Below are 22626 nucleotides of genomic sequence, written 5' to 3' on the forward strand. Positions count from 1 at the left end.
CGAACCCGGATCGACGCGGCATTCAGACGCCGACGTCGAACGATGCCCGACCCGAATGGGCGTCGCACGCAGCAGGCGGACCACACGCGCCGGAGCGTCGTCCCACCCGAGGACGACGCTCCTGCGCGAGCTCCTGCGCGCTCGACCGGTGCCTAGCCGATGAGGCTCGGTCGGAGGTCGCGGAGCGTCCTGGCGTGCGTCATCCGCGTCACGCCGATCGCCGAGAGGCTCAGCGCGATCGCCAGCCAGGCGAGCAGGACCCCGGCGTCCTGCAGCGCGGCGTCCATCCGTCCGCCGTACATCAACTGGCGCATGCCGTCGACCGCGTAGGACATCGGGAGCACGTGATGCAGGGCCGCGAGCGGCGCCGGGAGTGTCTGCCACGGGAACGTCCCGCCGGCGGTGACGAGCTGGGCGACCATGAGCACGAGGCCGAGGAACTGCCCGACGCTGCCGAACCACACGTTGAGGGTCAGGATGATCGCCGCGAAGGTGAGGGACGCGAGCGCCATCATCCCGTAGGTCGCGAGCGGGTTGTGGACCTCGAAGTGCAGGGCGCCGGCGAGGATCCCGAACAGCGCGACCATCTGGATCGTGCCGAGGAGGCCCGGCGTGAGCCAACCGGCGACGGTCACCTTGATGGGGCTGTGGAGCGCGGTGATGGCGCGCCGCGAGACCGGCTTGACGATGAGGAAGAGCGCGTAGATGCCGATCCAGGCGGCGAGGCTGACGAAGAACGGAGCGAGTCCTGCCCCGTAGGTGCCCGCGCTCGTCACCGAGGAGTTGGTCAGTTTGACCGGATCGGCGATCGTCTTGGCCTGGAGTTCGCGGGAGTCCGCGGTGGTCGCGGGGATGGCGTCCGCGCCGGACTGCAGACCGTCGCGGAGGGTGACGATGCCGTCACGGAGGGTGCCGAGGCCCGTCTGCAGGGTCGTGAGGCCGGTCTGCAACGATGCGGCACCGTCGGCGGCCTGCTGCGTCCCCGAGGCGAGCGCGGGCATGGCGTCGCTCAGCGTCCGGGCGCCCCCGGCGACCTGCTGGGCACCGCTGTTGAGCTGGTCGACCTGCGAGACGACGGTCTGGACGCGCTCGTTCGCCGTCGTGGCGTCGGCGGCCACCGGGTCGAGCAGTGCCAGCACCTGGGCGATCTGCTCGGGGGTGAAGCCGTTCTCCGCGAGGGTCTGGGAGATCTGCGCACGGGCCGTGGGGATCGAGTCCACGAGTCGCTGGGCGGCCGCGCCGACCTCGTCGCCCTTGCCGGCGAGGGTCGACGTCCCGGACGCCACCTGCTCGGCGCCCGAGGCCAGCTGGTCGGTCTGGGCGGGCAGGCTGGCCGTCCCCGAGGCGATCTGCGCGGTGCCGGAGGCGAGGGTCGCCGCACCGGCCTGGGCGGTCCCGGCGCCGTCGAAGGCCTGCTGTGCGCCGTCGGCCAGCTGCGTCGCGCCCGAGGTTGCGTCGACGAGCTTCGTCTTGATCGTGTCGAGCGCGATGAGGAACCGGCCGGCGGCCTGGCGGTTCACCGTCTGCACGATGGTCGCCTTGATCTGCTTGACCGCCTGCTCACCGATCGTCGTCGCCAGGTAGCTGTTGGCGTCGTTCGTCGTGAGCTGGACCGTCGCCTGCTGCGGGGCGTCGCCCGACGCGGAGGTGAGGGAGGTCGAGAAGTCGGCGGGGATCGTGACGCTGAAGTCGAAGGTGCCGTCGTTCACGCCCCGGGCGGCGTCGGCCGCGCTGACCTCGTGCCAGGCGAACGATCCGTCCTCGATGAGCTGGTCGGCGATGTCGTCGCCGTAGTTCTCCGTCTCGCCTGTCGCATCGCCGGTCGTGTCGTCGGTCGCCGGCGCACCGGTGTCCTCGACGACGAGCGCCACGGGAACCTGGTCGAGCTTGGCGTACGGGTCCTGGTTCGCCCAGAGGTACAGGCCGCCGTAGAGCAACGGGACGCACATGAGGGCGACGAGGGCGAGCCGCGACATGGGCGTGGCCCACAGGCGGGACAGTTCGGCGCGGATCATCGTGAAGATCTTCACAGGAGGTCCTTCTGGGGACGGGTGGTGCTGACGGAGGGGAGTGCCGGGCGGTCGTGACGCATGAGGCGCGTCACGACCAGTCCTGCTGGAAGAGGGGGACGAGTTCGTCCGTGGCGTTCTCGGACACCGGGGCGTCGGCGGTGGCGTTGATGGCGGTCGCCGAGGCGTCGCCGGCGATCACGAGGACGCCGTAGCCGCGGGCGGCGAGCTTGCGGGCGAGGTTCCACCACTCGAGCGGGTCGCCGCCGTGGCGGTCGGGGGACACGAGGACGAGCGCGGTGACGTCCTCCCGGAGGATCGCGAGCTCGGTGAGGAGCCGCACGCGGTCGGTCGGCGCGACGGTCGAGATCGGCTGCTTCGCGAGGTGCGCGAGGTCGAATGACTCGAGGAGCCGCGCGACGGCGAAGGGGTGGCTCGCCCGGCCGGCGAACATGAGCTCCTCGGCGACGACGCCGGAGACCGCGACGCCGCTGGCCGGTTCGGAGACGTCGGGGGCGTCGATGAGGGCGATCACGCGGCGCATCGTCTTGCGGTCGGTCGCTCCGTCGACGAGGACGGTCCCGGTGTCGGGCTTCATCCGGCCGGAGGCGATGAGGCCCAGGACGGTCGGCCGCTGCTCGGTCTCGGCGCGGGCGAAGGTCGCCTCGCCCGTCCGGAAGGAGAGCGAGGTCGGCTCGAGGACGATGCCGCCCTTGCCCTTGGAGACGCCGTCGAGTTCAACGCGCATGGGAGGACTCCTCGTTCATACCGGTGGTGTGTCGTTCGGTGTCGGCGCGGTCGGCGACCGCCGTGGCGTCCTGCCACGACAGACCGACCGCCCCGAGGGTGGCGAGCATGACGAGTCGGCGGCCGGCGCTCGTCGAGAGGCCGGATCGGGTCGCCTCCTCGAGTACCCCGACGGCCGTGCTCTCGACGAGTCGGGCGAGCACGCCTGCGTCGATGTCGGGGCGGATGGAGCCGTCCGCGACGCCCGCCTCGACGGTGCGGAGGAGGAGGGTCCTGACGGGTTCGAGGGCGGCCGCCGTGACGGCGCGGAGCGGCCCGCGGACGGCGAGCGGCGCCATGATCCGGACGTGGTCCACCTGGGCCCACAGGACGTCGCCGATGAGCGCGATGGTGGTGAGCGGGTCGTCGCCCTGGACGGCCGTGATCGACGAGGCGACGCGCTCGGCCCCCGCCACGACGACGGCGTTCACGAGCTCGTCGCGCGTGGCGAAGTGTCCGTACACCGAGCGGCGGGTGAGGCCGGCGGCCGCCGCGATGGTCTCGAGGCTGGCGTCGGGGTCGCTGCGGAGCGCCAGGCGGGCGGCTTCGAGCAGCGCGACGCGGTTCTCGGCGGCGTCGCGACGAGGGGCGCGCGACCCGCTCGCGGGCGCTTGGGTGGTGGTCATGACAGCGATCGTACTATCTTGCACAGCGGTGTGCAATATCGACGTTCGTGGATGCGGCGAGCTCTCAGCGAGGGCTGCCAGGTTCCTCCCACGCCGGGCCCGGGGAACGGAGCTATGGTTGAACGATGACCGGTGAGAATCTGATGGCAACCCCTCCGACACTGCTGCCGGACGACAGCGCCACCGATGCCGAGTTCCACGCGGCCGTCGGTTCGATCGAGGCGCTGGCGGACCTCCTCGCGGCCCACCCCCGCTCCTCGCTCGGCTGGGCACTCCTCGCCGACGCGGTCCACGACCCGCAGTCGCCGATCCCCGGCTACGCGGCCGCACGGGTCGGGTATCACCGCGGCTTGGACTCGCTCCGTGCTGCCGGTTGGCGCGGTCAGGGCCCGATCCCGTGGTCGCACGCGCCGAACCGCGGGGTGCTGCGCTCGCTCTACGCGCTCCGCCGCTCCGCGAAGGCGATCGGCGAGACCGAGGAGGTCGAGCGTCTCGACACCTTCCTGCGCGAGGCCGACCCCACTGCGTCCGAAGAGATCGAGTACCTCGTCGCGGCGGCGGCCCCGCCGACCTCCGCGATCGTCATCCTCGGCTCCGACTAGCCCTTCCCCGGTCCCTGAGCCTGTCGGTCCCGGTTCCTGAGCTCCCTCCCCGGTCCCTGAGCCTGTCGAAGGGCAGGCCGCGTCCCCGGTTCCTGAGCCTGTCGAAGGGCCGGACCGACGCCCTACAGGCCGAGCGATTCCAGGTACGCCGCCGTGTCCTGCCAGCCGTGCACGGCCACCGACGGCACCCCGAGCGCGAGGACCGGGTAGTCGTTGCCGCCCTCGTCGAGGCGGTCGCCGACGAAGACCATCTCCTCCAGCGGGATGCCCGTGTGCTCGGCGAGCCGCGTCATGCCGAACGCCTTGTCGACGCCCGCCATGGTGATGTCGACGGAGGTCGAGCCGCCGGATCGGACCTCGAGGTCGGGGAGCAGCGCCTGCACGGCGGCGCGCAGCGACTCCTTCTTCGCGCCGTCGGGGTCCCAGGCGGTCTTCTCGGCGACCGGCGCGGCCTGCCCGAGGGCGGAGAAGGTGATCTGCGAGCCGCGGTCCTCGAGGATCGGTCCCCAGGTCTCGTCGGCCCAGAGGCCGAGTCGCTTGGCCTCGGTCTCGAGAGCGCCCATGGCGCGGGCCTTCTGGTCGTCGGTGAGGTCGTGCTTGTAGACGGTGACCCACGCGGTGCCGTCGAAGCGGTCGTACCGGGTGCCGCAGGTGGGCATGAGGTGCAGTCGGCCGAGGGCCTCGGGCGACGCGGCTCCGAGCCGGTCGAGCACCTGGTTCTGGAACTGCACGATCTGGCCGCCCGAGATGATGCACACCGAGGTGCGTTCGAGGAGCGCAACGAACAGTTCGGCCATGCGAGGGTCGAGCGCGGACTTCGACGGGGCGAGGGTGTCGTCGAGGTCGAAGGCGACGAGGCGCGGCAGGGAGGTCATGGGTTCCGTTCGGTCGGTCGAGAGGACGGTCGTCGAGGGCGATCGGCAGGCAGGACGGCCGCCCGAGGCCTGAACATCCCCTCATGGTATCGAGCGCAGCCTGGGACTCGGTGCCCGTGACCCTCCTCCGGTACGATGGAGGGGTGCGTGCACGAGACGCCCGCCCGCAGAGGGTGGGCGTCCGGCCTGTCAGGGCGTGGTTCCCCAGCGGATCCGCCGGGCACACGAGAATCCGGAAGGGGCGGCATCCAGATGCCAGCAATCGTGATCGTCGGCGCCCAGTGGGGCGACGAAGGCAAGGGGAAGGCCACCGACCTGCTCGGTGACCGCATCGACTACGTCGTGAAGTTCAACGGCGGCAACAACGCGGGGCACACGGTCGTCATCGGTGACGAGAAGTACGCGCTCCACCTCCTGCCGTCCGGCATCCTGACGAGCGGCGTCGTCCCCGTCATCTCCAACGGTGTCGTCATCGACATCGAGGTGCTGTTCCACGAGCTCGAGGCACTCCAGGCCCGCGGCATCGACGTCTCGCGCCTCCTCGTGAGCGCCAACGCGCACGTCATCACCCAGTACCACCGCACCATCGACAAGGTGACGGAGCGCTTCCTCGGCAAGCGTCAGATCGGCACCACCGGCCGTGGCATCGGCCCGGCCTACGCCGACAAGATCAACCGCGTCGGCATCCGCATCCAGGACCTCTTCGACGAGAACATCCTGCGCCAGAAGGTCGAGGGCGCCCTCGACCAGAAGAACCACCTGCTGGTCAAGGTCTTCAACCGCCGCGCCATCTCGGTCGACGAGATCGTGGCCGACCTCCTCGCCTACGCCGAGCGACTCCGCCCGATGGTGGCGGACACCGCGCTCGTGCTGAACGAGGCGCTCGACGACGGCAAGATCGTCCTCTTCGAGGGTGGCCAGGCCACGATGCTCGACGTCGACCACGGCACCTATCCCTTCGTCACCTCCTCCAACGCGACCTCGGGTGGTGCCGCGACCGGCTCCGGTGTCGCACCGAACCGCCTCGACCGCGTCATCGGCATCGTCAAGGCCTACACGACCCGCGTCGGCGCCGGCCCGTTCCCGACCGAGCTGTTCGACGAGTCCGGCGACTACCTCCGCTCGAAGGGCTTCGAGTTCGGCACGACGACCGGTCGTCCGCGTCGCGTCGGCTGGTACGACGCCCCGATCGCCCGGTACGCGGCGCGCATCAACGGCGTCACCGACTTCGTCCTGACGAAGCTCGACATCCTCGACGACCTCGCCACCATCCCGGTGTGCGTCGCCTACGAGGTCGACGGCGTCCGGGTCGACGAGGTGCCGGTCTCGCAGACCGACTTCCACCACGCCGTCCCGATCTACGAGGAGTTCCCCGGCTGGCAGGAAGACATCACCGGTGTCCGCCGCTTCGAGGACCTCCCGAAGAACGCCCAGGACTACGTGCTGGCGCTCGAGGCGATGAGCGGTTCGCGCATCTCCGCGATCGGCGTGGGTCCCGGGCGCGACGCGATCGTCGTGCGTCACGACCTCGTCGACTGATCCGAGTAGCGAACGACGAGCGTCGAACGCGCCATGGTGGACGAATCCAGTCAGCCGTCCCTGCCCGGGCTGCCACCGGTCGAGGAGCTCACGAGCGGTGAGGTCAGGCCTCGGCCGGCGGTGCGTGCCCAGCGCGACGCCGGTGCGCTCGACCCGCGGGTCCGGCGCGCTCTGGCGACCCTCGACGACGATCCCGACCTCTCGTTGGTCACCCTCGCGAACGCGCTCGGGATCACCCGCGCGACGCTCATCCGGATCGTGCGTGAGGCGATCGGCATGACCCCGAAGGAGTACGCGGCCGGCGTCCGCGCCCGCCGCATCTCCTGAGCGGGCGCCGGTGTCCGACGGCGCAGATGGGAGACTGTGGGGGTGAGCGACGACAACCCCTATCTCCTGCTCGGTTCCTACACCTCGGAGGCCGACGGCACCGGTGCCGGCATCAGCCTGCTGCGCCAGGACGAGGCGGGCACCCTCCGCCTCGTGCAGTCGTCGGAGGCGCAGTCGCCCTCGTTCCTGACCCTGCACCCGACGCTGCCGATCGTCTACGCGGCGAGCGAGTCGACCGGGGCGGTCGAGGCGTTCAAACGCTCCGGAGAGTTCGGGCTCGCGCCGTTCGGCAAGCCCATCGAAGCCGGTGACTCGGTGTGCCACGTCGCGACGGTCCCCGGTGCCGACATCCTCATCGCGAGTTGCTACGGCGACGGTCGGGTCGTGACGGTGCCGCTCGCGGAGAACGCGGCGTTCGCCGGCGACCCGCGTCTCGGCGAGGCGTCGGTCGACCCCTGGGCGTCACCCACCGCGCTCGCGGCGGAGTCAGCCGACGCCGGTGAGGACGCGCTCACGCTCCTCGCGCTGGAGGCCGCTGTCGACGAGGCGCTGCCGTCCCGACCGTCGCGGGCGCACGCCTCGGCACTCCTCCCGGACGGCCGCATCGCGACCACCGACCTCGGCCACGACACGGTCCGCATCTGGCAGCTCCGTGGATCGCGGTTGGTGCTCGACCACACCGTGGTGTTCCCGCGCGGCACGGGTCCGCGACACCTCGTCGTCCACCCGAGCGGGCACCTCCACGTCATCACCGAGTACTCGGTCGAGGTCTTCACCCTCGGCGTCGACGGAACGGACGGGCACTGGCACATGCTCGCAGCGACCGTCGCGACGTCGGAGGGCGTGTCCGAGGGCGACACGGGTGCCGAGATCAGCCTCGCCGCCTCGCGGGAGCAGCTGCACGTCGGCGTCCGCGGGAGCGACCGCATCGCGACCTTGCGCGTCACCGGCGACGGTTCGCGGGTCGAGGCCGTGGCCGACGTCGAGTGCGGCGGGACGATGCCGCGCCACCACCGGGAGTCGGGTCGCTTCCTGCACGTCGCGAACCAGCTGTCGAACTCCATCGCGAGCTTCCGGCTCGATGAGCGCACAGGGGTCCCGACGACGCTCCTCGGGACGCTCGACGCCGGTTCGCCCACCTGCCTCATCCTCGCCTGACCGCGAGACCGGTCCTCGCGCGACGCCCGCCACCGGATACGGTGGAACGGTGACCGCACGACGCCCTGAGCCCCGTCCCATCGACGGCCGGACCATCCGCCTCGAACCGCTGGAAAGCGCGCACTATCCGGAGCTGTTCACGGCGATCGCGCACCCGGAGGTCTTCGCCGGCGGCTACGGCGGCGGACCTGCGGGGTTGCCGACGACGCAGGCCGAGTTCGACGCCTTCGCGGACGGCTACTTCACGACCGGCGTGCGCAACACCTACGTCATCCGGCTCGTCGGCGGCGAACACGACGGGCTCCTCGTCGGCACGTCCACGCTCGGCGACTTCGACGAGCCGGGGGAGGCCGCCCACCTCGGTTGGACCGCGTACGACCCGCGCGTCTGGGGCACCGCCGTCAACGCCGAGACGAAGCTGCTGCTCCTCGGACTCGCCTTCGACGCAGGCTTCGGCCGGGTGAAGATCCAGGCCGACGAGCGCAATGAGCGCTCACGCACCGCGATCCTGCGCCTCGGGGCCACGTTCGAGGGGCTCATCCGCCGCGACAAGCAGCGGGCCGACGGCACGTGGCGGACCACCGCACTGTTCTCCGTGCTCGCCGAGGAGTGGCCGGAGGTCCGGGCCGGTCTCGAGGAGCGCCTCGCCAGGAGCCCCGGCCCCGTGGCCCTCCGCGGCTGACGCGGCGCCCGGTCCCTGGGCTTGTCGAAGGGCGGTCCCTCAGCCCCCCCCCCCCGGCCCGGTCCCTGAGCTTGTCGAAGGGCACTGTTCACCTGCGCGACACCGGCAGGCCCCGATCGCGCTACGTCGCGACCCTAGCTTGTCCTCCAGACGACGGACGCGGTATCCGACGGCCCGACAGCACGGGCGGCCGCCGACGTCACTGGAGGAACCGTGAACACCAGGCGTATGACCGCCCTCGCCATCGTCGCGCTCGCAGCGACCGCGCTCACCGCATGCTCCGCCGGAGCGGACACCGGAGCCGGCTCCGACGTCGACGCCAAGAAGGCGACCTCCGCCGAGGACTTCGGCGGGATGGACGCGCTCGTCGAGGCGGCGAAGGCCGAAGGCCAGCTCAACGTCATCGCCCTCCCCGACACCTGGGCGAACTACGGGAAGATCATCTCCGCGTTCGAGGACAAGTACGACATCACCGTCAACTCGGCCGACCCCGACGTCTCGAGCGCCGAGGAGATCACGGCCGCGAAGAACCAGCAGGGCCAGGACACCGCTCCCGACGTCTTCGACCTCGGCTCCGCCGTCGCCCTCGACAACCTCGACCAGTTCGCGCCCTACCAGGTCGCCAACTGGGACGACATCCCGGAGGGCTCGAAGGAGAAGACCGGCCTGTGGGTCTACGACTACACCGGCCTCGTCTCCATCGGCTACGACGCGGACGCCGTCCCGGCACCGAAGTCGCTCGACGACCTCCTCGGCTCCGAGTTCGCGGGCAAGGTCGCGCTGAACGGCGACCCGACCCAGGCCGGTGCCGCCGCAGCCGGCGTCTACCTCGCCGCCCTGCAGTCCGGTGGTTCGGCCGACGACATCCAGCCTGGTGTCGACTTCTTCCAGAAGCTCAACCAGGCGGGCAACTTCCTGCCCCTCGACCCGACCCCCGCGACCATCGCCTCGGGTGAGACCCCCGTCGTGATCGACTGGAGCTACAACAACCTCGCTGCGGCGACCGAGAACGAGGGCCAGCGCAACTGGAAGACCACCGTCCTCCCGGGCTCGGCCGTCGGCAGCTACTACAACCAGGCCATCAACGTGGACGCCCCGCACCCCGCGGCCGCGCGACTCTGGCAGGAGTTCATCTTCAGCCCCGAGGCGCAGAACCTGTACCTCGCCGCCGGCGCGTACCCGTCGACCCTCGCCGCGATGGTCGAGGCCGACACCGTCGACCAGAAGGCCCTCGACGCCGTGGGCGAGATGCCCGCCGACCTCGTGCAGTTCACGCCCGAGCAGACCGAGCAGGCCACCTCGCTGCTCGCCGAGAAGTGGGCGGCAGCGATCTCCTGATGAGTGCCTCCGCCACCCGGCGGAGTGAGGCGGGGTCGGCACACGCCGGCCCCGCCGTCTCGCTCCCGCCGACCGACGCATCCTCGGCCGAACCCGCCGCGGCGCGGCCCCGCCGCCGTCCGCGCTGGGCGCTCCTCGGCCTGACGCCGTTCGCGCTGTACACCCTGCTCTTCCTCGCGGTCCCGACGTTCCTCGCCCTCGCCACCGGCTTCTTCGACGGCGACGGCGCGTTCACGCTCGACAACCTCACGGCGCTCGCCGAGCCGGCGGTCCTCGGGGCCTTCGCCAGCTCCTTCTGGGTCTCCGCCGTCACCGCGGTCGCCGGAGCCGTCATCGGAGCCCTCGTCTGTTACGCGCTCCTCGCGGTCCGGCCCGACGGAATCATCCGCACCTTCGTCGACGCGGCCTCGAGTGTCCTCGCCCAGTTCGGCGGCGTCATGCTCGCCTTCGCCTTCATCGCGACCATCGGCATCCAGGGCCTCGTGACGGTGTTCCTCAAAGACCGCCTCGGGGTCGACCTCTTCGCCGACGGCGTCTGGCTCTACCAGGTCCCCGGGCTCCTCCTGCCGTACCTGTACTTCCAGGTGCCGCTCATGGTCATCACCTTCATGCCGGCGATGGAGGGCTTGAAGCGCACCTGGTCCGAGGCGAACGCGACCCTCGGCGGCACGCGCTTCACCTACTGGACCCGCATCGCGATGCCGATCCTCGCCCCCTCCTTCCTCGGGTCGCTCCTGCTGCTGTTCGCGAACGCGTTCTCGAGCTATGCGACCGCCGCCGCGCTCATCAGCCAGGGGGCGCAGATCGTGCCGCTCCAGATCCGCGGTGCGCTCATCAGCGAGACCGTCCTCGGCCGCGAGAACCTCGCCGGTTCGCTCGCGATCGGCATGATCGTCGTGATGGTCGTCATGATGACGGCCTACGCCGCCCTGCAGGCGCGGACGGAACGGTGGCAGCGATGAGCGCCGTCCGCGACTCGGCCACGCCGTCGAAGCTCACGAGCCGCATCATCCTCGTCGTCGTCGCGGTGGTGTTCGCCGTCCCGATCCTGTCGATGGTCGAGTTCACCCTGCGCGCCGGGATCGACGGCGGCCACGACCTCGGCCACTGGGCCGCGATCCTCGACCCGGAGAACTCGCGGAAGTACCGGGTGCTCTTCCAAGGCATCGGCAACTCCGTCGTGCTCGCCGCGGTGACGGTCCTGATCGTCGTGGTGCTCCTGCTGCCGACGATGATCCTCGTCAAGCTCCGCTTCCCGAAGCTGCAGCGCGTCCTCGAGTTCGTCTGCATCATCCCGATCACCGTCCCGGCCATCGTGCTCGTCGTCGGACTCGCACCGGTCTACTCCGTCGTGGCCAGGCTCCTCGGCAGTGCGCCGTGGACGCTCGCGTTCGCCTACGGGATCACGGTGCTGCCGTACGCCTATCGGGCGATCGCCGCGAACCTGCAGTCGGTCGACGTCGGCACCCTCGCCGAGGCCGCACGCACGCTCGGCGCCGGCTGGGGGACCGTCCTCGTCCGCGTCCTGCTGCCCAACCTGCGTCGTGGCGTGCTGACAGCGTCGGTCATCTCGGTCGCCGTCGTCCTCGGTGAGTACACGATCGCGTCGCTCCTCGGACGCAACACGCTGCAGACCTCGCTCGTGCAGGTGTCGAAGAGCGACCCCTTCGTCGCGGTGGCCTTCGCCCTGCTGGCGCTCGCCTTCGCATTCGTCCTGCTGTTCATCATCGGCCGCGTCGGATCGATCCGACGCATCAGGGAGACACCATGACCACCATCGACCAGTCGGCACCCGCAGCGACGCCCGGAGACGGACGCCCGGCCGGCGCAGCGGTGCGGTTCGATCGCGTCGTGAAGGACTACGGCTCGGGTGCCCGCGCCCTCGACGGCGTGAGCCTCGACCTCGCGCCCGGCGAGTTCGTCGCGCTGCTGGGGCCGTCGGGGTGCGGGAAGACGACCGCGCTCCGCAGCCTGGCGGGACTCGAGGACATCACCTCGGGAAGCGTGCTCATCGACGGCGTCGACGTCGTGTCCGTGCCCACCAACCGGCGCGACCTCGGCATGGTGTTCCAGTCGTACTCGCTCTTCCCACACCTCACGGTGCTCGAGAACGTCGAGTTCGGCCTGCGCATGCGGAAGGTGCCCGCGGCCGAGCGACGGACGCGTGCCGCCGAGAGCCTCGACCTCGTCGGCCTCGGCCACCTCGCCGCCCGCTACGCCCACCAGCTCTCGGGCGGGCAGCAGCAGCGCGTCGCCCTCGCCCGGGCGTTGGTCACGCGGCCTCGGGTCCTCCTCCTCGACGAGCCGCTCAGCGCCCTCGACGCCAAGGTGCGCGTCCAGCTGCGCGACGAGATCCGTCGGATCCAGTCGGAGCTGCAGATCACGACCCTCTTCGTCACGCACGACCAGGAGGAGGCGCTCGCCGTCGCCGACCGGGTCGCCGTCATGCGCGCCGGTGTCATCGAGCAGATCGGGACGCCGGAGGAGCTCTACTCGCGGCCGTCGTCGCCGTTCGTCGCGGAGTTCATCGGCCTGAGCAACCGGCTCCCCGGCACACTCGTGCCCGGTGGGGTCGAGGTGCTCGGCCAGCTGCTGCCGGTGATCGGCGAGCAGCGGGGGGGCGGGGCCGTCGTCGCGCTCGTCCGGCCTGAGGACGTCGTGTTCACCGACGCGACGGCGCCCGCGGTCGGGTCCGCTGCGGTCGTGCTCACGTCCAGCTTCCTCGGCCCGGTGCGTCGCACGACCGTCGAGCTGCCGGACGGCACGCTGGTCGCGGTGCAGCACGGCGCGACGGAACGACTGGAGGCGGGGGAGTCCGTCCGCATCCGCTTCGCCGGTCGTCCCGTCCCGGTGCAGGCGGCCTGAGGGGCGCTACGCCTTCGCGTTCTGCCGTGGCACGACGACCTGCTTGATGATCAGCAGGATCGACGCCGTCACCGGGATGGAGACGAGGGCGCCGAGCAGCCCGATGAGCGAACCACCCACCATCGCGCCGATGACGACGAGGGCGCCGGGCACCGCGACCGCCTTGTTCATGACCCGCGGCGTCAGCACGTACGACTCGATCTGCATGTAGACCAGGTAGTAGACGATGACGATGAGTGCCGTCGTCGGTGAGTCGAACAGCCCGACGGTCGCGACGACGACGGTCGCGATGATCGAGCCGACGAGCGGGATGAGCGTCACGAAGAAGATGACGACGGCGAGGATCCCGGCGTACGGCACCCCGACGATGAGCATCATGATGAGCCCGAGGACGGCGTTGATCCCGGCCAGCACCACCATGCCGCTCACGTATCCGCCGATCGAGGCGGTGATCTGGTCGGTGATCGACACGACGCGCGGCCGGGAGCGACGGGGCACCAAGGAGTAGAACGCGTTCTTCATCGCCTGCATGGACGCGAGGAAGTAGAGCGCGAGGACGAGGGCGATGAAGCCGCCGAAGAAGCCGTTCGCGATGCCGACGCCGAGGTTGAGGGCGCCGCCGGCCAGGACGACCCACGTCTTCGGGTCGGCGGCCACCCCGTAGAGCCAGTCGAGCGCGCCCTGGAGGTCGACGCCCGGACCGAGGTAGTCGCTCAGGGACCGGAACCACTCCTGGTCCTGGATGCCGGTCAGGAAGGTCGGGGCGTTGCTCACGAGTTCGACGGCCTGCCGGGTGACGACGGGGATGACGAGGGCCAGGAGGAGCGCGAGCAGGACGGCGAAGACGGCGAAGACGATCGCGATCGCGAACGGGCGCTTGATGCCGCGTGCCTCGAGCCGGACGACGACCGGATCGAGGCCGAGCGCGATGAAGAGGCCGACGGCGATGGACACGAGGATGGTCGACAGTGAGCCGAGGGTGAGGACGAGCAGGATGGCCGCGAGGGCACCGAGTGCTCCGACGAAGCCGATCGCGAATGGGCGCTGGAGGGTCGTCCTGACGGTGGTCGTCACCTCGGCCGGGCGATGGGCGCGGAACCGGACCCGCTGCTGACGTGCCGCCGGACGCAGCGGCTGGTGGCGATGGGGTGCACTCGTCATGCCGCAAGCGTATTGCCCACCGCCCGTTTGCCCGACAGCTGTCGTGGTACCGGAGGATGAGACCGGGCCCTGCAGGATCACCCGACTGCGGGATGTGCCGGGTGCTCGGGTTCAGGACGATGGGAACATGTCATCGATCACCCGTTCGCACGCCGTCCACACCCGGGTCACCGCACCGCTGCGGGCGGTCCCGCTGACGGAGCCGATGCCGAGCCGGCGCGACGAGGCCGCGGAGCAGGGAGTGGTCGCCGAGCGCGTCAGCGCTACGGCACACGTCGCCGCCGGCGCTGCCGGGGTCGACCTCACCGCCTCGGTCGAGCCGACGCAAGCGCCCGCGGCCGGAACCGACGGGACCGACGCCGGAACAGGCCTCCGGTTCCTCGGTGCGGGCTGGGCAGCCGACGCGGCGGTCTTCGCCCAGTACCGCCGCCGCGGCAACTGACCGCGAGGTCCACGCCGGGTCCACCTCGCGGATGACCCGGGCGGCGGAGCTTGCATCGCCCGGCCGACGCGCCGAGGGACACCTGCCGCCGACGATGGGAGCATGAACACTTCGATCCTCTCCGCACGCGGACTCACGAAACAGTACGGGCCGACCGTCGCCCTCGCCGGCGTCGACCTCGACATCCTCCCCGGTGAGTCGGTCGCCATCATGGGTGCCTCCGGCTCCGGCAAGACCACGCTCATGCATGCGCTCGCCGGGATCGTCACCCCCGACACCGGCTCGATCGCCTTCAGCACCCCGACGGGCGTCGTCCGCGTCGACCAGCTCGACGAACGGCACCGGTCGCAGCTGCGGCGCGAGTCCTTCGGCTTCGTCTTCCAGCAGGGCCTGCTCATCCCCGAGCTGACCGCCGTCGAGAACGTCGCCATCGCGCTGATGCTCGGCGGGACACCGCGCATCGCCGCTGAAACGAGCGCGGCGGCGTGGCTCGCCGCCCTCGGACTGGCCGGCATGGAGACCCGACGGATCGGCGAACTGAGCGGTGGTCAGGCGCAGCGCGTCGCGATCGCCCGCGCCCAGGTGACCGGTGCCCCCATCGTCTTCGCCGACGAGCCGACCGGCGCGCTCGACTCCCGGACCTCAGCCGACGTCATGGGAGCCCTGCTCCACGCGACGACCGGGCAGGGACGCACGCTCGTCCTCGTGACGCACGACGAGACGGTCGCCGCGCGGTGCTCGCGGACCATCCGCCTGGCCGACGGTCGGATCGTCGGGCAGCCGGGCGGGGTCGGCGCGCCGACCCCGCCGCAGCAGTTCGCGACCGGGCAGGCACCCGTGCCGCAGCAGGTGCAGCAGCCGTACCCGCCGCAGCAGCTCCCGTACCAGCAGCAGCCCCCGTACCAGCAGCAGCCCGCCGGGCAGCCGTTCCCGCCGCAGCCGTACGCCCAGCCCGCTGCGCAGCCGTACCCGCCGCAGGCCCACCCGGGTCAGGCGACCGGCGTCGTCCCGAACGGAGCCCGACCGTGACCGCCGCAGTCGGGGTCGCACCGACCCGGATCCCGGTCCCCGCCGGCAGCGGTCGCAGTCACGTCGTCCGTCTCACCTGGATGCTCGCCCGCCCGGGCGCGCAGAGCCCTGCGACGATCGTGCTCCCGGCGGTCGCGTTCGCCGTGACCACCGCTCTCGTACTCACGGTGCTCGGCGGCGCGATGATGTTCTGGCGGTGGACCGGTGAGACGGCCTTCATCTACCAGGTGCTCAGTGTGCTGGCGCTGGCCCTGCTGCTCGTCCCGCTCGGCTCGCTCGGCGGGGCGGCCGCGCGGCTCTCCGCCCGGCGCCGCGACGACCGACTCGCCACCCTCCGACTCCTCGGCGCGACACCCGGCACGGTCACGGCGATGACCGTCCTCGAGTCGGCCGGGGTCGCCCTCCTCGGTGCGTTCGCCGGGATCCTGCTGTACCTCGGCATGCTGCCGCTCGTCGGGCTCATCCCGTTCGGTGGTTCCCCGATCGGGGTCGAGGGCGTCTGGGTCGGTGTCCCGATCATCGCCGCGGTGATCCTCGGTGTCGTGCTGCTCGCAGCAGCGAGTGCCGCCATCGGTCTCCGCGCGGTGAACGTGAGCCCGCTCGGCGTCCGCACGAAGCAGCAGGCGCCGACCGTGCACTGGCTGCGCATCGTCGTCGGGGTCGTCGTCGTGATCGTCGCCTACGGCATGCTCTCCGTCGTGACGGGGTTGCAGGAGGTCGCCGTCATGATCGCCGTCCTGGGGGTGGGGTTCGCTGCCGGCGTCGGGGTGCTCGGGTTGATCGGCCCCTGGGTCGTCGGGGTGATCGGCCGTGGGTCGGCCAAGCGTGCCAAGACACCGGAGCGGCTCCTCGCTGCCCGCACGATCCTGGAGTCGCCGAAGGCGGCGTGGCGTCAGGTCAGTGGCGTGGCGATGACGAGCTTCGTCGCCGTCGTCGCCGGGACCGGGGTGGCGCTCATGGACGCCGCCGGAGGTTCCGACCTCGACCGCGAGAGCGCCATCCTCATCGACGACATCCGCACCGGCGTGATCATCACGCTCGTCGCGTCGTTCCTCATGGTCGCGTGCTCCGTCGGGGTGAACCAGGCGTCGGCGGTCCTCGACCGGCGAGACCTGTACGTCAGCCTCGACCGCCTGGGGGTGCCGCGGGACGTCATGGAACGGGCTCGCGGTCGCGCGGTCATGCTGCCCCTGCGGGTGGTCGCGCTGGGCTCGGCCGGACTGGGCGTCCTCCTCGTCCTGCCGATGGCCAGCATCAGTGTCATCCTCGCCCCGCTGTCGGTCCTCGTCATCGTCGGGTGCTTCGCCGGTGGCATCGGGCTCGTGTGGGCGGCCCTTCGCGCGACCCGTCCGGTCGTCTCCGGGGTGCTCCGAGCGCCCGAGCGCGTCTGACCGCCCGGCCCGCACGACGGGAGCGCCCGTTCCGTCCCCTGCATGACGCGGGGAGGACGGAACGGGCGCTCTCGGTGAGGTCGGGTCAGCCCGTGACGACCGCGATCTCGTTCGGGACGCCGGGCAGTTCACCCGTCGTGATGTCGCCCGACGCGAGATCCACGGCGTGGATCGACTTCGTCGCCGGGTCGGTCACGTAGGCGACACCGTCCTGGACGACGAGCGCCGGGTGGGCGTCCTGCCACTCGGCCGGCGGCTCCCAGGCGTCGATGACCTCGATGGTGTCGGTGACGGCACCCGTCTGCTCGTCGAGGATGTGCAGCGAACCGTCGTTGCCGAGCACGATGACCTCGTCGCTCGGCCCTCGGGCGACGTCGCGCCAGGTGTAGCCGACGCCCTCCGGCAGGTCGACGATCTTCGTCGTCTTCGCGACCGTGTCGGTGAACGCGAGCTGGCGGAGGTCGTAGCCCTCGGCGTCGGGGTCGCTGTTGTAGTCGCCGACCGCGATGGAGGACGTCTCGCTGACGTACTGGTTGCCCGTGCGCCCGTAGGCGTCCGGCGCCTGGATCTTCGTGAAGACGCCACTGTCGTAGACGAGTACGCCGTCGCTGCAGCCGAACACGACGACCTCGTCCTTGACGGTGCCTTCACCGTGCACCGACGGGCACTGCTCGTTGCGGGCGATCTCGGTGCGCGAGTCGTCGAGCACCCGGACACCGGTCCGGGCGTCCGGGGTGCCGATCGTGGACAGCACGGTGCCGTCCTCGAGCTCGATGGCGACTCCGTGGTGCGCGGCCTCCGACGGGATCGTCTCGGTCTCGGGCAGCTCGTCGGTGGCTTCGAGGAGGTCAGCGCTGTCGAAGATCGTCGTGTCGCCGGAGCCGTCGGCGAACAGGATGGTCTTGTCGGCGTGACGGACGACGTGGCCTGCGGTGTCGGCGGGGAAGACGAGGTCGGTCAGGACCGGGTCGGCCTGCTTCGAGGTGCCGTCCTCGTCCGTCCACGTCCCGGTGTCGAGGACCTGGAAGCCCTTCGTCGTGGTGACGAGCACGTGCCGCCCGTCGCCGGCGGCGTTCACCCGGTTGAACCCGTCGAGGGGGAGGTCGCCGACCACCTCGAGGGATGCAGCGTCGAGGACGAGGAGGCCGCCGTCGTAGGTCAGGGTGATCCGGCTCTGCGGGTCGGCGGAGGTCGACGCGCTCGGGTCGGGCGCGGAGCCGCTCGCGGTCGAGCATCCGGTGAGGAGGATGGCCGCGGCGGTGCCGACGGCGAGGAACGGGACCCGGCCGTGCTTCAGGCGCGATGCCAGGGGACTGCGGTGGTGCTGCTGCATGGTTTCCTATCGGTTCGTGGACGCCCGCTCAGGGCGAGAGTCCGGTGGCGATGCGCTCGGTGTTCGCGCGCATCATGGTGAGGTAGGTGGGGGCGTCGCCCGACTCGGCGGTCAACGACTCGGTGAACAACGGGACGACGGCGACGTCGACGTCCGCCTCGTCGGCGAGCACCTGCACGAGCCGGTCGGGTTGCGAGGAGTCGGCGAAGATCGTCCGGACGCCGGCCTCCTCGATCGCGGTCGACAGTTCGTCGAGGTCCGAAGCGCTGGGGGCCGCGAGCGTGGTGCCGCTCGGGATGACGGCGCCGATGACCTCGAAGTCGTAGCGGGCGGCGAGGTACCCGAACACATGATGGTTGGTGACGAGCTTCCGCTGCTCGGCCGGGATGGCGGCGAACGCCTCGGCCATCTCGGCGTCGAGCGCCTCGAGCTCGGCCGCGTACGTGGCGGCGTTCGCCTGCAGCTCGGCCGCGTCGAGCGTGGGTATCTCCTCGAGCAACGCCTCGGTGACCCCGTCCACGACCGACGTCATCTGCGTCGGGTCGGTCCAGAAGTGCGGATCGGTCGCGCCCGACGCGGTCTCGAGGACGTCGACGAGCGAGCCGGCCTCGACGATCGGCACCCCCTCGTCGGCCGCGGTCTCCAGGTGCTGGGTGAGTCCCTCCTCGAGTCCCAGGCCGTTCGACACGAGCAGCTGCGCACCGGTGATGCGCGCCGCCTGCCGCGCGGAGATCTCGAAGGAGTGCGGATCGGCGTCGGGCGGCATGAGGGTCATGACCTCTGCTTGGTCACCGACGAGTTCACCGACGACGTCGCCGAGGATGTTCGTGGTCACGACGACGAGCGGGCGGTCGTCGGCGCTCGCCGCACAGCTCGTCAGGCCGGTTCCGAGCACGAGGCCGGCCGCGAGGACGGCGGTCGTGCGCAGGAGGGCGGTCGTCCGGGGGATGGTCGCTCGCATGGTCAGCGTCCCGTCTCGGCGAGGAACGCCGGTGCCGTGTCGAAGGTGAAGGTGCGGGCGATCCGCGCGGCGTCGCCGTAGTCGATCTCGGAGACGGTGCGCGTGCCCGGGGTGTTCAGGTAGGCGCGGTTCTGGTCGACCTCCAGCTGGACGCCCGTGGCGAGGTCGGCTGCACCGACGAGTGCGGCCGCGGTCCCCGTCACGGTGCCGGTGGCACCGTCGAGGACGAGGAGGTCGCCGGTCGTCGTGAGGCCGACGACGTGCTGGTCGCGGTCGTCGACGGCAGTGACCAGCTGCAGGGGTGCCGGGGTCGGCAGCAGCGCCCAGCTGCGCTCGCGGGTGTCGAGCAGCCAGGCGCCGGAGGTGCCGGCGACGGCGGCGACCGTCGGACGGCCGGGACGCGCGTGGAAGGACGTCGCGCGGTCGGCGGCGGCGACAGCCTGCGGATAGGGGATCGCCTCGAACGTGGGGACCGGGTCGGCCCCGCTCGAGCTGCGGTCGACGACGGCGAGGAGCGCGCCCTCCGCGCAGCCGATGACGACGCCGACGTTGGTCGTGATGCTGCCGGCCGGATCGGTGCACCCGGCGAGCACGGCGTCGGCAGCGGTCACGGACGCCGACGAGGGGTCGAGGAGGTCGCCGTCGATGCCATGGAGATGCAGCTTGCCGGTCCCGTCGGTCGCGACGACCGTCTCGCCGATCGGCACGGTGATTCCGGGAGCACCAGGCGAGGTTCGGATCCGACCGGACTGCGTGATGTCGCCCGTGCCGAGTGCGGCGGTGTCGAGGAGGAGTGTCTCGCCCGAATCGGCGAACCGCACGGCGGTGGTCGTCGAACCGGCGGTGATCGTCGCTGGTCCGTCGCCCTCGATCTCGCCGACGACCCGCGCCTCGGCGCGGTAGTAGTGCTGGTGGTCCTCGTGGTCGACCGTCCACACACCGGTGTCGATGATCGTCACGGTGCCGGCGGGGTCGGACTGCGCGGCGACGAACCGCCCGTCGCCCGTGAGCGCCGAGATCGGGCCGAGCTCGGCGAGCGTCGTGCGCTCCTCGCTGAGCAGGTCGGTCAGCTCGACGGTGCCGTCGACGTCCGCGGTCGCGAGGTGCAGTTGCGGCTCGGGGAGCTCGCTCGCGCCCTCGACGTAGCCGTGTCCGCGCGGTTCGTCCGAGGCCGTCGCGGTGGGTGATGCCGACCCCTGCGGCGCGCAGGCGCTGAGCGTCAGTGCGAGGGCGCCGAGAGCGAGCGCGGTGCGTGTGGCGCGGGGGAGCCGGTCGTCGGTCGGGCGGATGCCGCCTGGTCGGATGGTCGGTCGGAGGAGTCGGTGCACGGTGCGCTTTCCAGGTGGGTCGGTTCGGTGAGGTGGTCGTCGGGGTGGTCGAGGTGTCGGTCGATGGGCCGCCGGAGCCGCCCGACGAGCGCCCGCGCGCCCCACGACACCGTGGCGAGCAGGATCGAGCAGGCGGCGATGGACGCTCCGGCCGCGGTGTCGCCGTACCAGGAGAGGAGGAGGCCGAGCAGCACGGCGAGGCCGCCGAAACCCGTGGCGAGCAGCATGATGAGCGGGATGCGACGCGCCCAGTGGGCCGCGGCGACGGGCGGCCCGAGGAGGAGCGCCACGACGAGCAGGGTGCCGACGGCGCTGTACGAGGCGACGACTGCGAGCGTCACGAGGCCGACGAGCATCGCATGGGCGAGTCGCGGCCGGAGATCCATGGTCTGGGCGACCCGGCGGTCGAAGGCGAGGGCGACGAACGGGCGGTGGAATGCGACCGCGACGCCCACGGTGACGAGGAGTGCGATGGCGAGGCCCACCAGGTCCGCGGGCCGGATGGCGAGGATGTCGCCGAAGAGGATCGCCGTGAGGTCCGTGGCGAACGATCTGCTCGACGACACGATGATGACCCCGAGGGCCAGCATGCCGACGAAGAGGAGACCGATCGAGGTGTCGTGGGACAGCCTGCCGCGCCGCGAGACGAGACTGACGCCGGCGGTCATGACGACCGCGCTGACGGCCGCGCCGGCGACCGGCGGCAGGCCGAGGAGTGCCGCGGTGGCGACGCCGGGCAGCATGCCGTGGGCCATCGCCTCCCCGAGGAACGCGAGGCCGCGGAGGACGACCCAGGTGCCGACGACACCGCAGACGGCCGCCACCAGCAGACCGCCGACGAGGGCGCGCAGGAGGAAGGCCGCGGTGAACGGCTCGGTGATCCAGGTCATGGTCGAGCACTCTACATGAAAATGATTCTCAGTATTGATAGGGTGAAGACATGCGATCCGCGACGAGCACCCCTCGCCCTCCGATGTCGGGACGGCCCGTCGGGTCCGGCATCCGACTCCACGACGTGTCGGCCGAGTACGACGGCGCGCGCGTCCTGCACGGGATCTCAGTCGAGGTCGGGGCGGCCGCCATCACCGTCGTCACCGGGGCGAACGGAGCGGGGAAGTCCACGCTGCTCGCGGTGATCGCGGGCCTCCACCGACCGACCTCGGGCGGCGTCGACGGCCTCGACGGTCGGTCGGCCGCGTACGTCCCGCAACGCAGCGCCGTGCCTGAGCGCTTCCCGGTCACGGTGCGCGACGTCGCGTCGATGGGACGCTGGCCGACGCTGCGTCGCTGGTGGGGTCGACTCGGGGCTCGGGACCGACGCATCGTCGACGAGAGCCTCACCCGCCTCGACGTCCTGCACCTCGCCGGGCGCTCCTTCGGCGAGCTGTCGGGCGGGCAGCGCCAGCGGGTCCTCGTCGCGCAGGCGCTCGCGCGTGAGGCCGACCTCCTGCTGCTCGACGAGCCGACCGTCGGCCTCGACCATGCTGCCGGGCTGGCGATCCGCGAGGTGCTCCGGGCGGAGGCCGACCGTGGCGCGACGGTGGTGGAGGTGACGCATGATCCGGTCGCGGTCGCGGAGGCCGACGCGCGGGTGCACCTCGAGGCGGGATGTCTCGTCGAGGATCCGCGGTGAACCGGCTGGGGGATCGCCCGGCGACCCGTCTCCGGCCCACGGCGCGTTGCTAGAGTTTTCGCATGAGCCAGGCCGAGCAGCAACCCGAACCCACGACCGGCGCCGCTGCGGCGGACGCCCAGGCGGCCACCGAGCGATTGGGCCGCCTGCGGAGCAGTATCGACAACATCGACGCGGCACTCGTCCACCTGCTGGCGGAGCGGTTCAAGTGCACCCAGGAGGTCGGTCGCCTGAAGGCCGAGCACGACATGCCTGCGAGCGACCCGGCTCGCGAACAGCGGCAGATCACCCGTCTCCGGGCGCTCGCCGAGGAGTCGCACCTCGATCCGGCCTTCGCCGAGAAGTGGTTCAACTTCGTCGTCGCCGAGGTCATCCACCACCACGAGCGTCTCGCCAACCAGCACTGATCCTTCGTGTTCCGTTCCGCCAGCGCGGTGCGCTGACGCGAGCGCGGGTCTGTGGCGTGAGCGCGGGTCTCCGGAGGGTCGCGCCCACGCGTGTGGCCCGCGGTCACGCACGTTCGTGTGCGGTCAGGCCCGTT

The 22626-nt window shown here is 71.4% G+C and carries 22 protein-coding genes and 1 pseudogene; 14 read left to right on the top strand and 9 right to left on the bottom strand.

Annotated elements, in window-relative coordinates; genetic code table 11:
- Positions 1 to 152: 152 nt before the first annotated feature.
- The 3 genes from EAO79_RS07750 to EAO79_RS07760 form a co-directional block, all read right to left on the bottom strand.
- Positions 153 to 2030 carry a YhgE/Pip family protein gene (locus EAO79_RS07750; protein WP_124768616.1) on the bottom strand — a complete coding sequence of 626 codons (1878 nt, stop codon included), beginning with the start codon at positions 2028 to 2030 and terminating at the stop codon, positions 153 to 155.
- A gap of 70 nt (positions 2031 to 2100) precedes the next feature.
- Positions 2101 to 2757 carry a hypothetical protein gene (locus tag EAO79_RS07755; RefSeq protein ID WP_206428306.1) on the bottom strand — a complete coding sequence of 219 codons (657 nt, stop codon included), beginning with the start codon at positions 2755 to 2757 and terminating at the stop codon, positions 2101 to 2103.
- Positions 2747 to 3421 (bottom strand): TetR/AcrR family transcriptional regulator, encoded by a 675-nt coding sequence (locus EAO79_RS07760; RefSeq protein ID WP_086473086.1) that lies wholly within the window; start codon positions 3419 to 3421, stop codon positions 2747 to 2749. Before EAO79_RS07760 ends, EAO79_RS07755 begins: the two co-directional genes overlap by 11 nt.
- 125 nt (positions 3422 to 3546) lie before the next feature.
- Between EAO79_RS07760 and EAO79_RS07765 the strand changes: the two genes are divergently transcribed.
- Positions 3547 to 4023 (top strand): DUF3151 domain-containing protein, encoded by a 477-nt coding sequence (locus tag EAO79_RS07765; protein WP_064295552.1) that lies wholly within the window; start codon positions 3547 to 3549, stop codon positions 4021 to 4023.
- Between the two features lie 122 nt (positions 4024 to 4145).
- On the opposite strand, the gene EAO79_RS07770 is transcribed toward EAO79_RS07765, so the two are convergent.
- Positions 4146 to 4898, bottom strand: a complete 753-nt coding sequence (locus tag EAO79_RS07770; protein ID WP_064295553.1) for an HAD-IIB family hydrolase — start codon at positions 4896 to 4898, stop codon at positions 4146 to 4148.
- A 252-nt stretch (positions 4899 to 5150) separates the two neighbouring features.
- Here EAO79_RS07770 and EAO79_RS07775 point away from each other — a divergent pair, with 252 nt between their 5' ends.
- From EAO79_RS07775 to EAO79_RS07810, 8 genes are all read left to right on the top strand, one after another.
- Positions 5151 to 6437 (top strand): adenylosuccinate synthase, encoded by a 1287-nt coding sequence (locus tag EAO79_RS07775; protein ID WP_124768617.1) that lies wholly within the window; start codon positions 5151 to 5153, stop codon positions 6435 to 6437.
- Positions 6438 to 6470: 33 nt separating this feature from the next.
- Positions 6471 to 6764, top strand: a complete 294-nt coding sequence (locus EAO79_RS07780) for a winged helix-turn-helix transcriptional regulator (protein WP_079705009.1) — start codon at positions 6471 to 6473, stop codon at positions 6762 to 6764.
- A 42-nt stretch (positions 6765 to 6806) separates the two neighbouring features.
- Positions 6807 to 7922: a beta-propeller fold lactonase family protein gene (locus EAO79_RS07785; protein ID WP_164486916.1), complete on the top strand. Its 1116-nt coding sequence runs from the start codon at positions 6807 to 6809 to the stop codon at positions 7920 to 7922.
- A 49-nt stretch (positions 7923 to 7971) separates the two neighbouring features.
- Complete coding sequence (locus EAO79_RS07790; protein ID WP_124768619.1) at positions 7972 to 8604, top strand: GNAT family N-acetyltransferase; 633 nt, start codon at positions 7972 to 7974, stop codon at positions 8602 to 8604.
- 228 nt (positions 8605 to 8832) lie between these two features.
- Positions 8833 to 9942: an ABC transporter substrate-binding protein gene (locus EAO79_RS07795; RefSeq protein ID WP_086474681.1), complete on the top strand. Its 1110-nt coding sequence runs from the start codon at positions 8833 to 8835 to the stop codon at positions 9940 to 9942.
- On the top strand, positions 9942 to 10904 hold the full coding sequence (locus EAO79_RS07800) for an ABC transporter permease (RefSeq protein ID WP_241161014.1): 963 nt from the start codon (positions 9942 to 9944) through the stop codon (positions 10902 to 10904). Before EAO79_RS07795 ends, EAO79_RS07800 begins: the two co-directional genes overlap by 1 nt.
- On the top strand, positions 10901 to 11713 hold the full coding sequence (locus EAO79_RS07805; protein WP_085512186.1) for an ABC transporter permease: 813 nt from the start codon (positions 10901 to 10903) through the stop codon (positions 11711 to 11713). Before EAO79_RS07800 ends, EAO79_RS07805 begins: the two co-directional genes overlap by 4 nt.
- Positions 11710 to 12807, top strand: a complete 1098-nt coding sequence (locus EAO79_RS07810) for an ABC transporter ATP-binding protein (RefSeq protein ID WP_124768620.1) — start codon at positions 11710 to 11712, stop codon at positions 12805 to 12807. Before EAO79_RS07805 ends, EAO79_RS07810 begins: the two co-directional genes overlap by 4 nt.
- Before the next feature lie 6 nt (positions 12808 to 12813).
- Here the strand turns inward: EAO79_RS07810 and EAO79_RS07815 are convergent, their stop codons facing one another.
- A complete protein-coding gene (locus EAO79_RS07815) occupies positions 12814 to 13968 on the bottom strand; it encodes an AI-2E family transporter (protein WP_124768621.1) in 1155 nt (384 codons plus the stop codon).
- Positions 13969 to 14095: 127 nt separating this feature from the next.
- Between EAO79_RS07815 and EAO79_RS07820 the strand changes: the two genes are divergently transcribed.
- The 3 genes and pseudogenes from EAO79_RS07820 to EAO79_RS07830 all read left to right on the top strand — a co-directional run bounded on the left by EAO79_RS07820 (position 14096) and on the right by EAO79_RS07830 (position 16830).
- Positions 14096 to 14410, top strand: a complete 315-nt coding sequence (locus EAO79_RS07820; protein WP_086474678.1) for a hypothetical protein — start codon at positions 14096 to 14098, stop codon at positions 14408 to 14410.
- Between the two features lie 102 nt (positions 14411 to 14512).
- A pseudogene (locus tag EAO79_RS07825) lies at positions 14513 to 15190 on the top strand (ABC transporter ATP-binding protein); the annotation flags it as partial.
- A gap of 245 nt (positions 15191 to 15435) precedes the next feature.
- Positions 15436 to 16830 carry an FtsX-like permease family protein gene (locus tag EAO79_RS07830; RefSeq protein ID WP_241161015.1) on the top strand — a complete coding sequence of 465 codons (1395 nt, stop codon included), beginning with the start codon at positions 15436 to 15438 and terminating at the stop codon, positions 16828 to 16830.
- 85 nt (positions 16831 to 16915) lie between these two features.
- On the opposite strand, the gene aztD is transcribed toward EAO79_RS07830, so the two are convergent.
- The 4 genes from aztD to aztB are packed head-to-tail and all read right to left on the bottom strand — an operon-like array spanning position 16916 to position 21342.
- On the bottom strand, positions 16916 to 18163 hold the full coding sequence (gene aztD / locus EAO79_RS07835) for a zinc metallochaperone AztD (protein ID WP_124768623.1): 1248 nt from the start codon (positions 18161 to 18163) through the stop codon (positions 16916 to 16918).
- A 28-nt stretch (positions 18164 to 18191) separates the two neighbouring features.
- A complete protein-coding gene (gene aztC, locus EAO79_RS07840; protein WP_124768624.1) occupies positions 18192 to 19124 on the bottom strand; it encodes a zinc ABC transporter substrate-binding protein AztC in 933 nt (310 codons plus the stop codon).
- A gap of 2 nt (positions 19125 to 19126) precedes the next feature.
- Positions 19127 to 20452 (bottom strand): hypothetical protein, encoded by a 1326-nt coding sequence (locus tag EAO79_RS07845; RefSeq protein WP_241161016.1) that lies wholly within the window; start codon positions 20450 to 20452, stop codon positions 19127 to 19129.
- Positions 20344 to 21342 carry a zinc ABC transporter permease AztB gene (gene aztB, locus EAO79_RS07850; RefSeq protein WP_124768625.1) on the bottom strand — a complete coding sequence of 333 codons (999 nt, stop codon included), beginning with the start codon at positions 21340 to 21342 and terminating at the stop codon, positions 20344 to 20346. Before aztB ends, EAO79_RS07845 begins: the two co-directional genes overlap by 109 nt.
- Before the next feature lie 50 nt (positions 21343 to 21392).
- Between aztB and aztA the strand changes: the two genes are divergently transcribed.
- A complete protein-coding gene (gene aztA, locus EAO79_RS07855; RefSeq protein WP_206428307.1) occupies positions 21393 to 22085 on the top strand; it encodes a zinc ABC transporter ATP-binding protein AztA in 693 nt (230 codons plus the stop codon).
- A 62-nt stretch (positions 22086 to 22147) separates the two neighbouring features.
- A complete protein-coding gene (locus EAO79_RS07860; protein WP_064296108.1) occupies positions 22148 to 22492 on the top strand; it encodes a chorismate mutase in 345 nt (114 codons plus the stop codon).
- Positions 22493 to 22626 lie beyond the last annotated feature (134 nt).

The organism is Plantibacter sp. PA-3-X8, assembly GCF_003856975.1.
GTDB lineage: Bacteria > Actinomycetota > Actinomycetes > Actinomycetales > Microbacteriaceae > Plantibacter > Plantibacter auratus.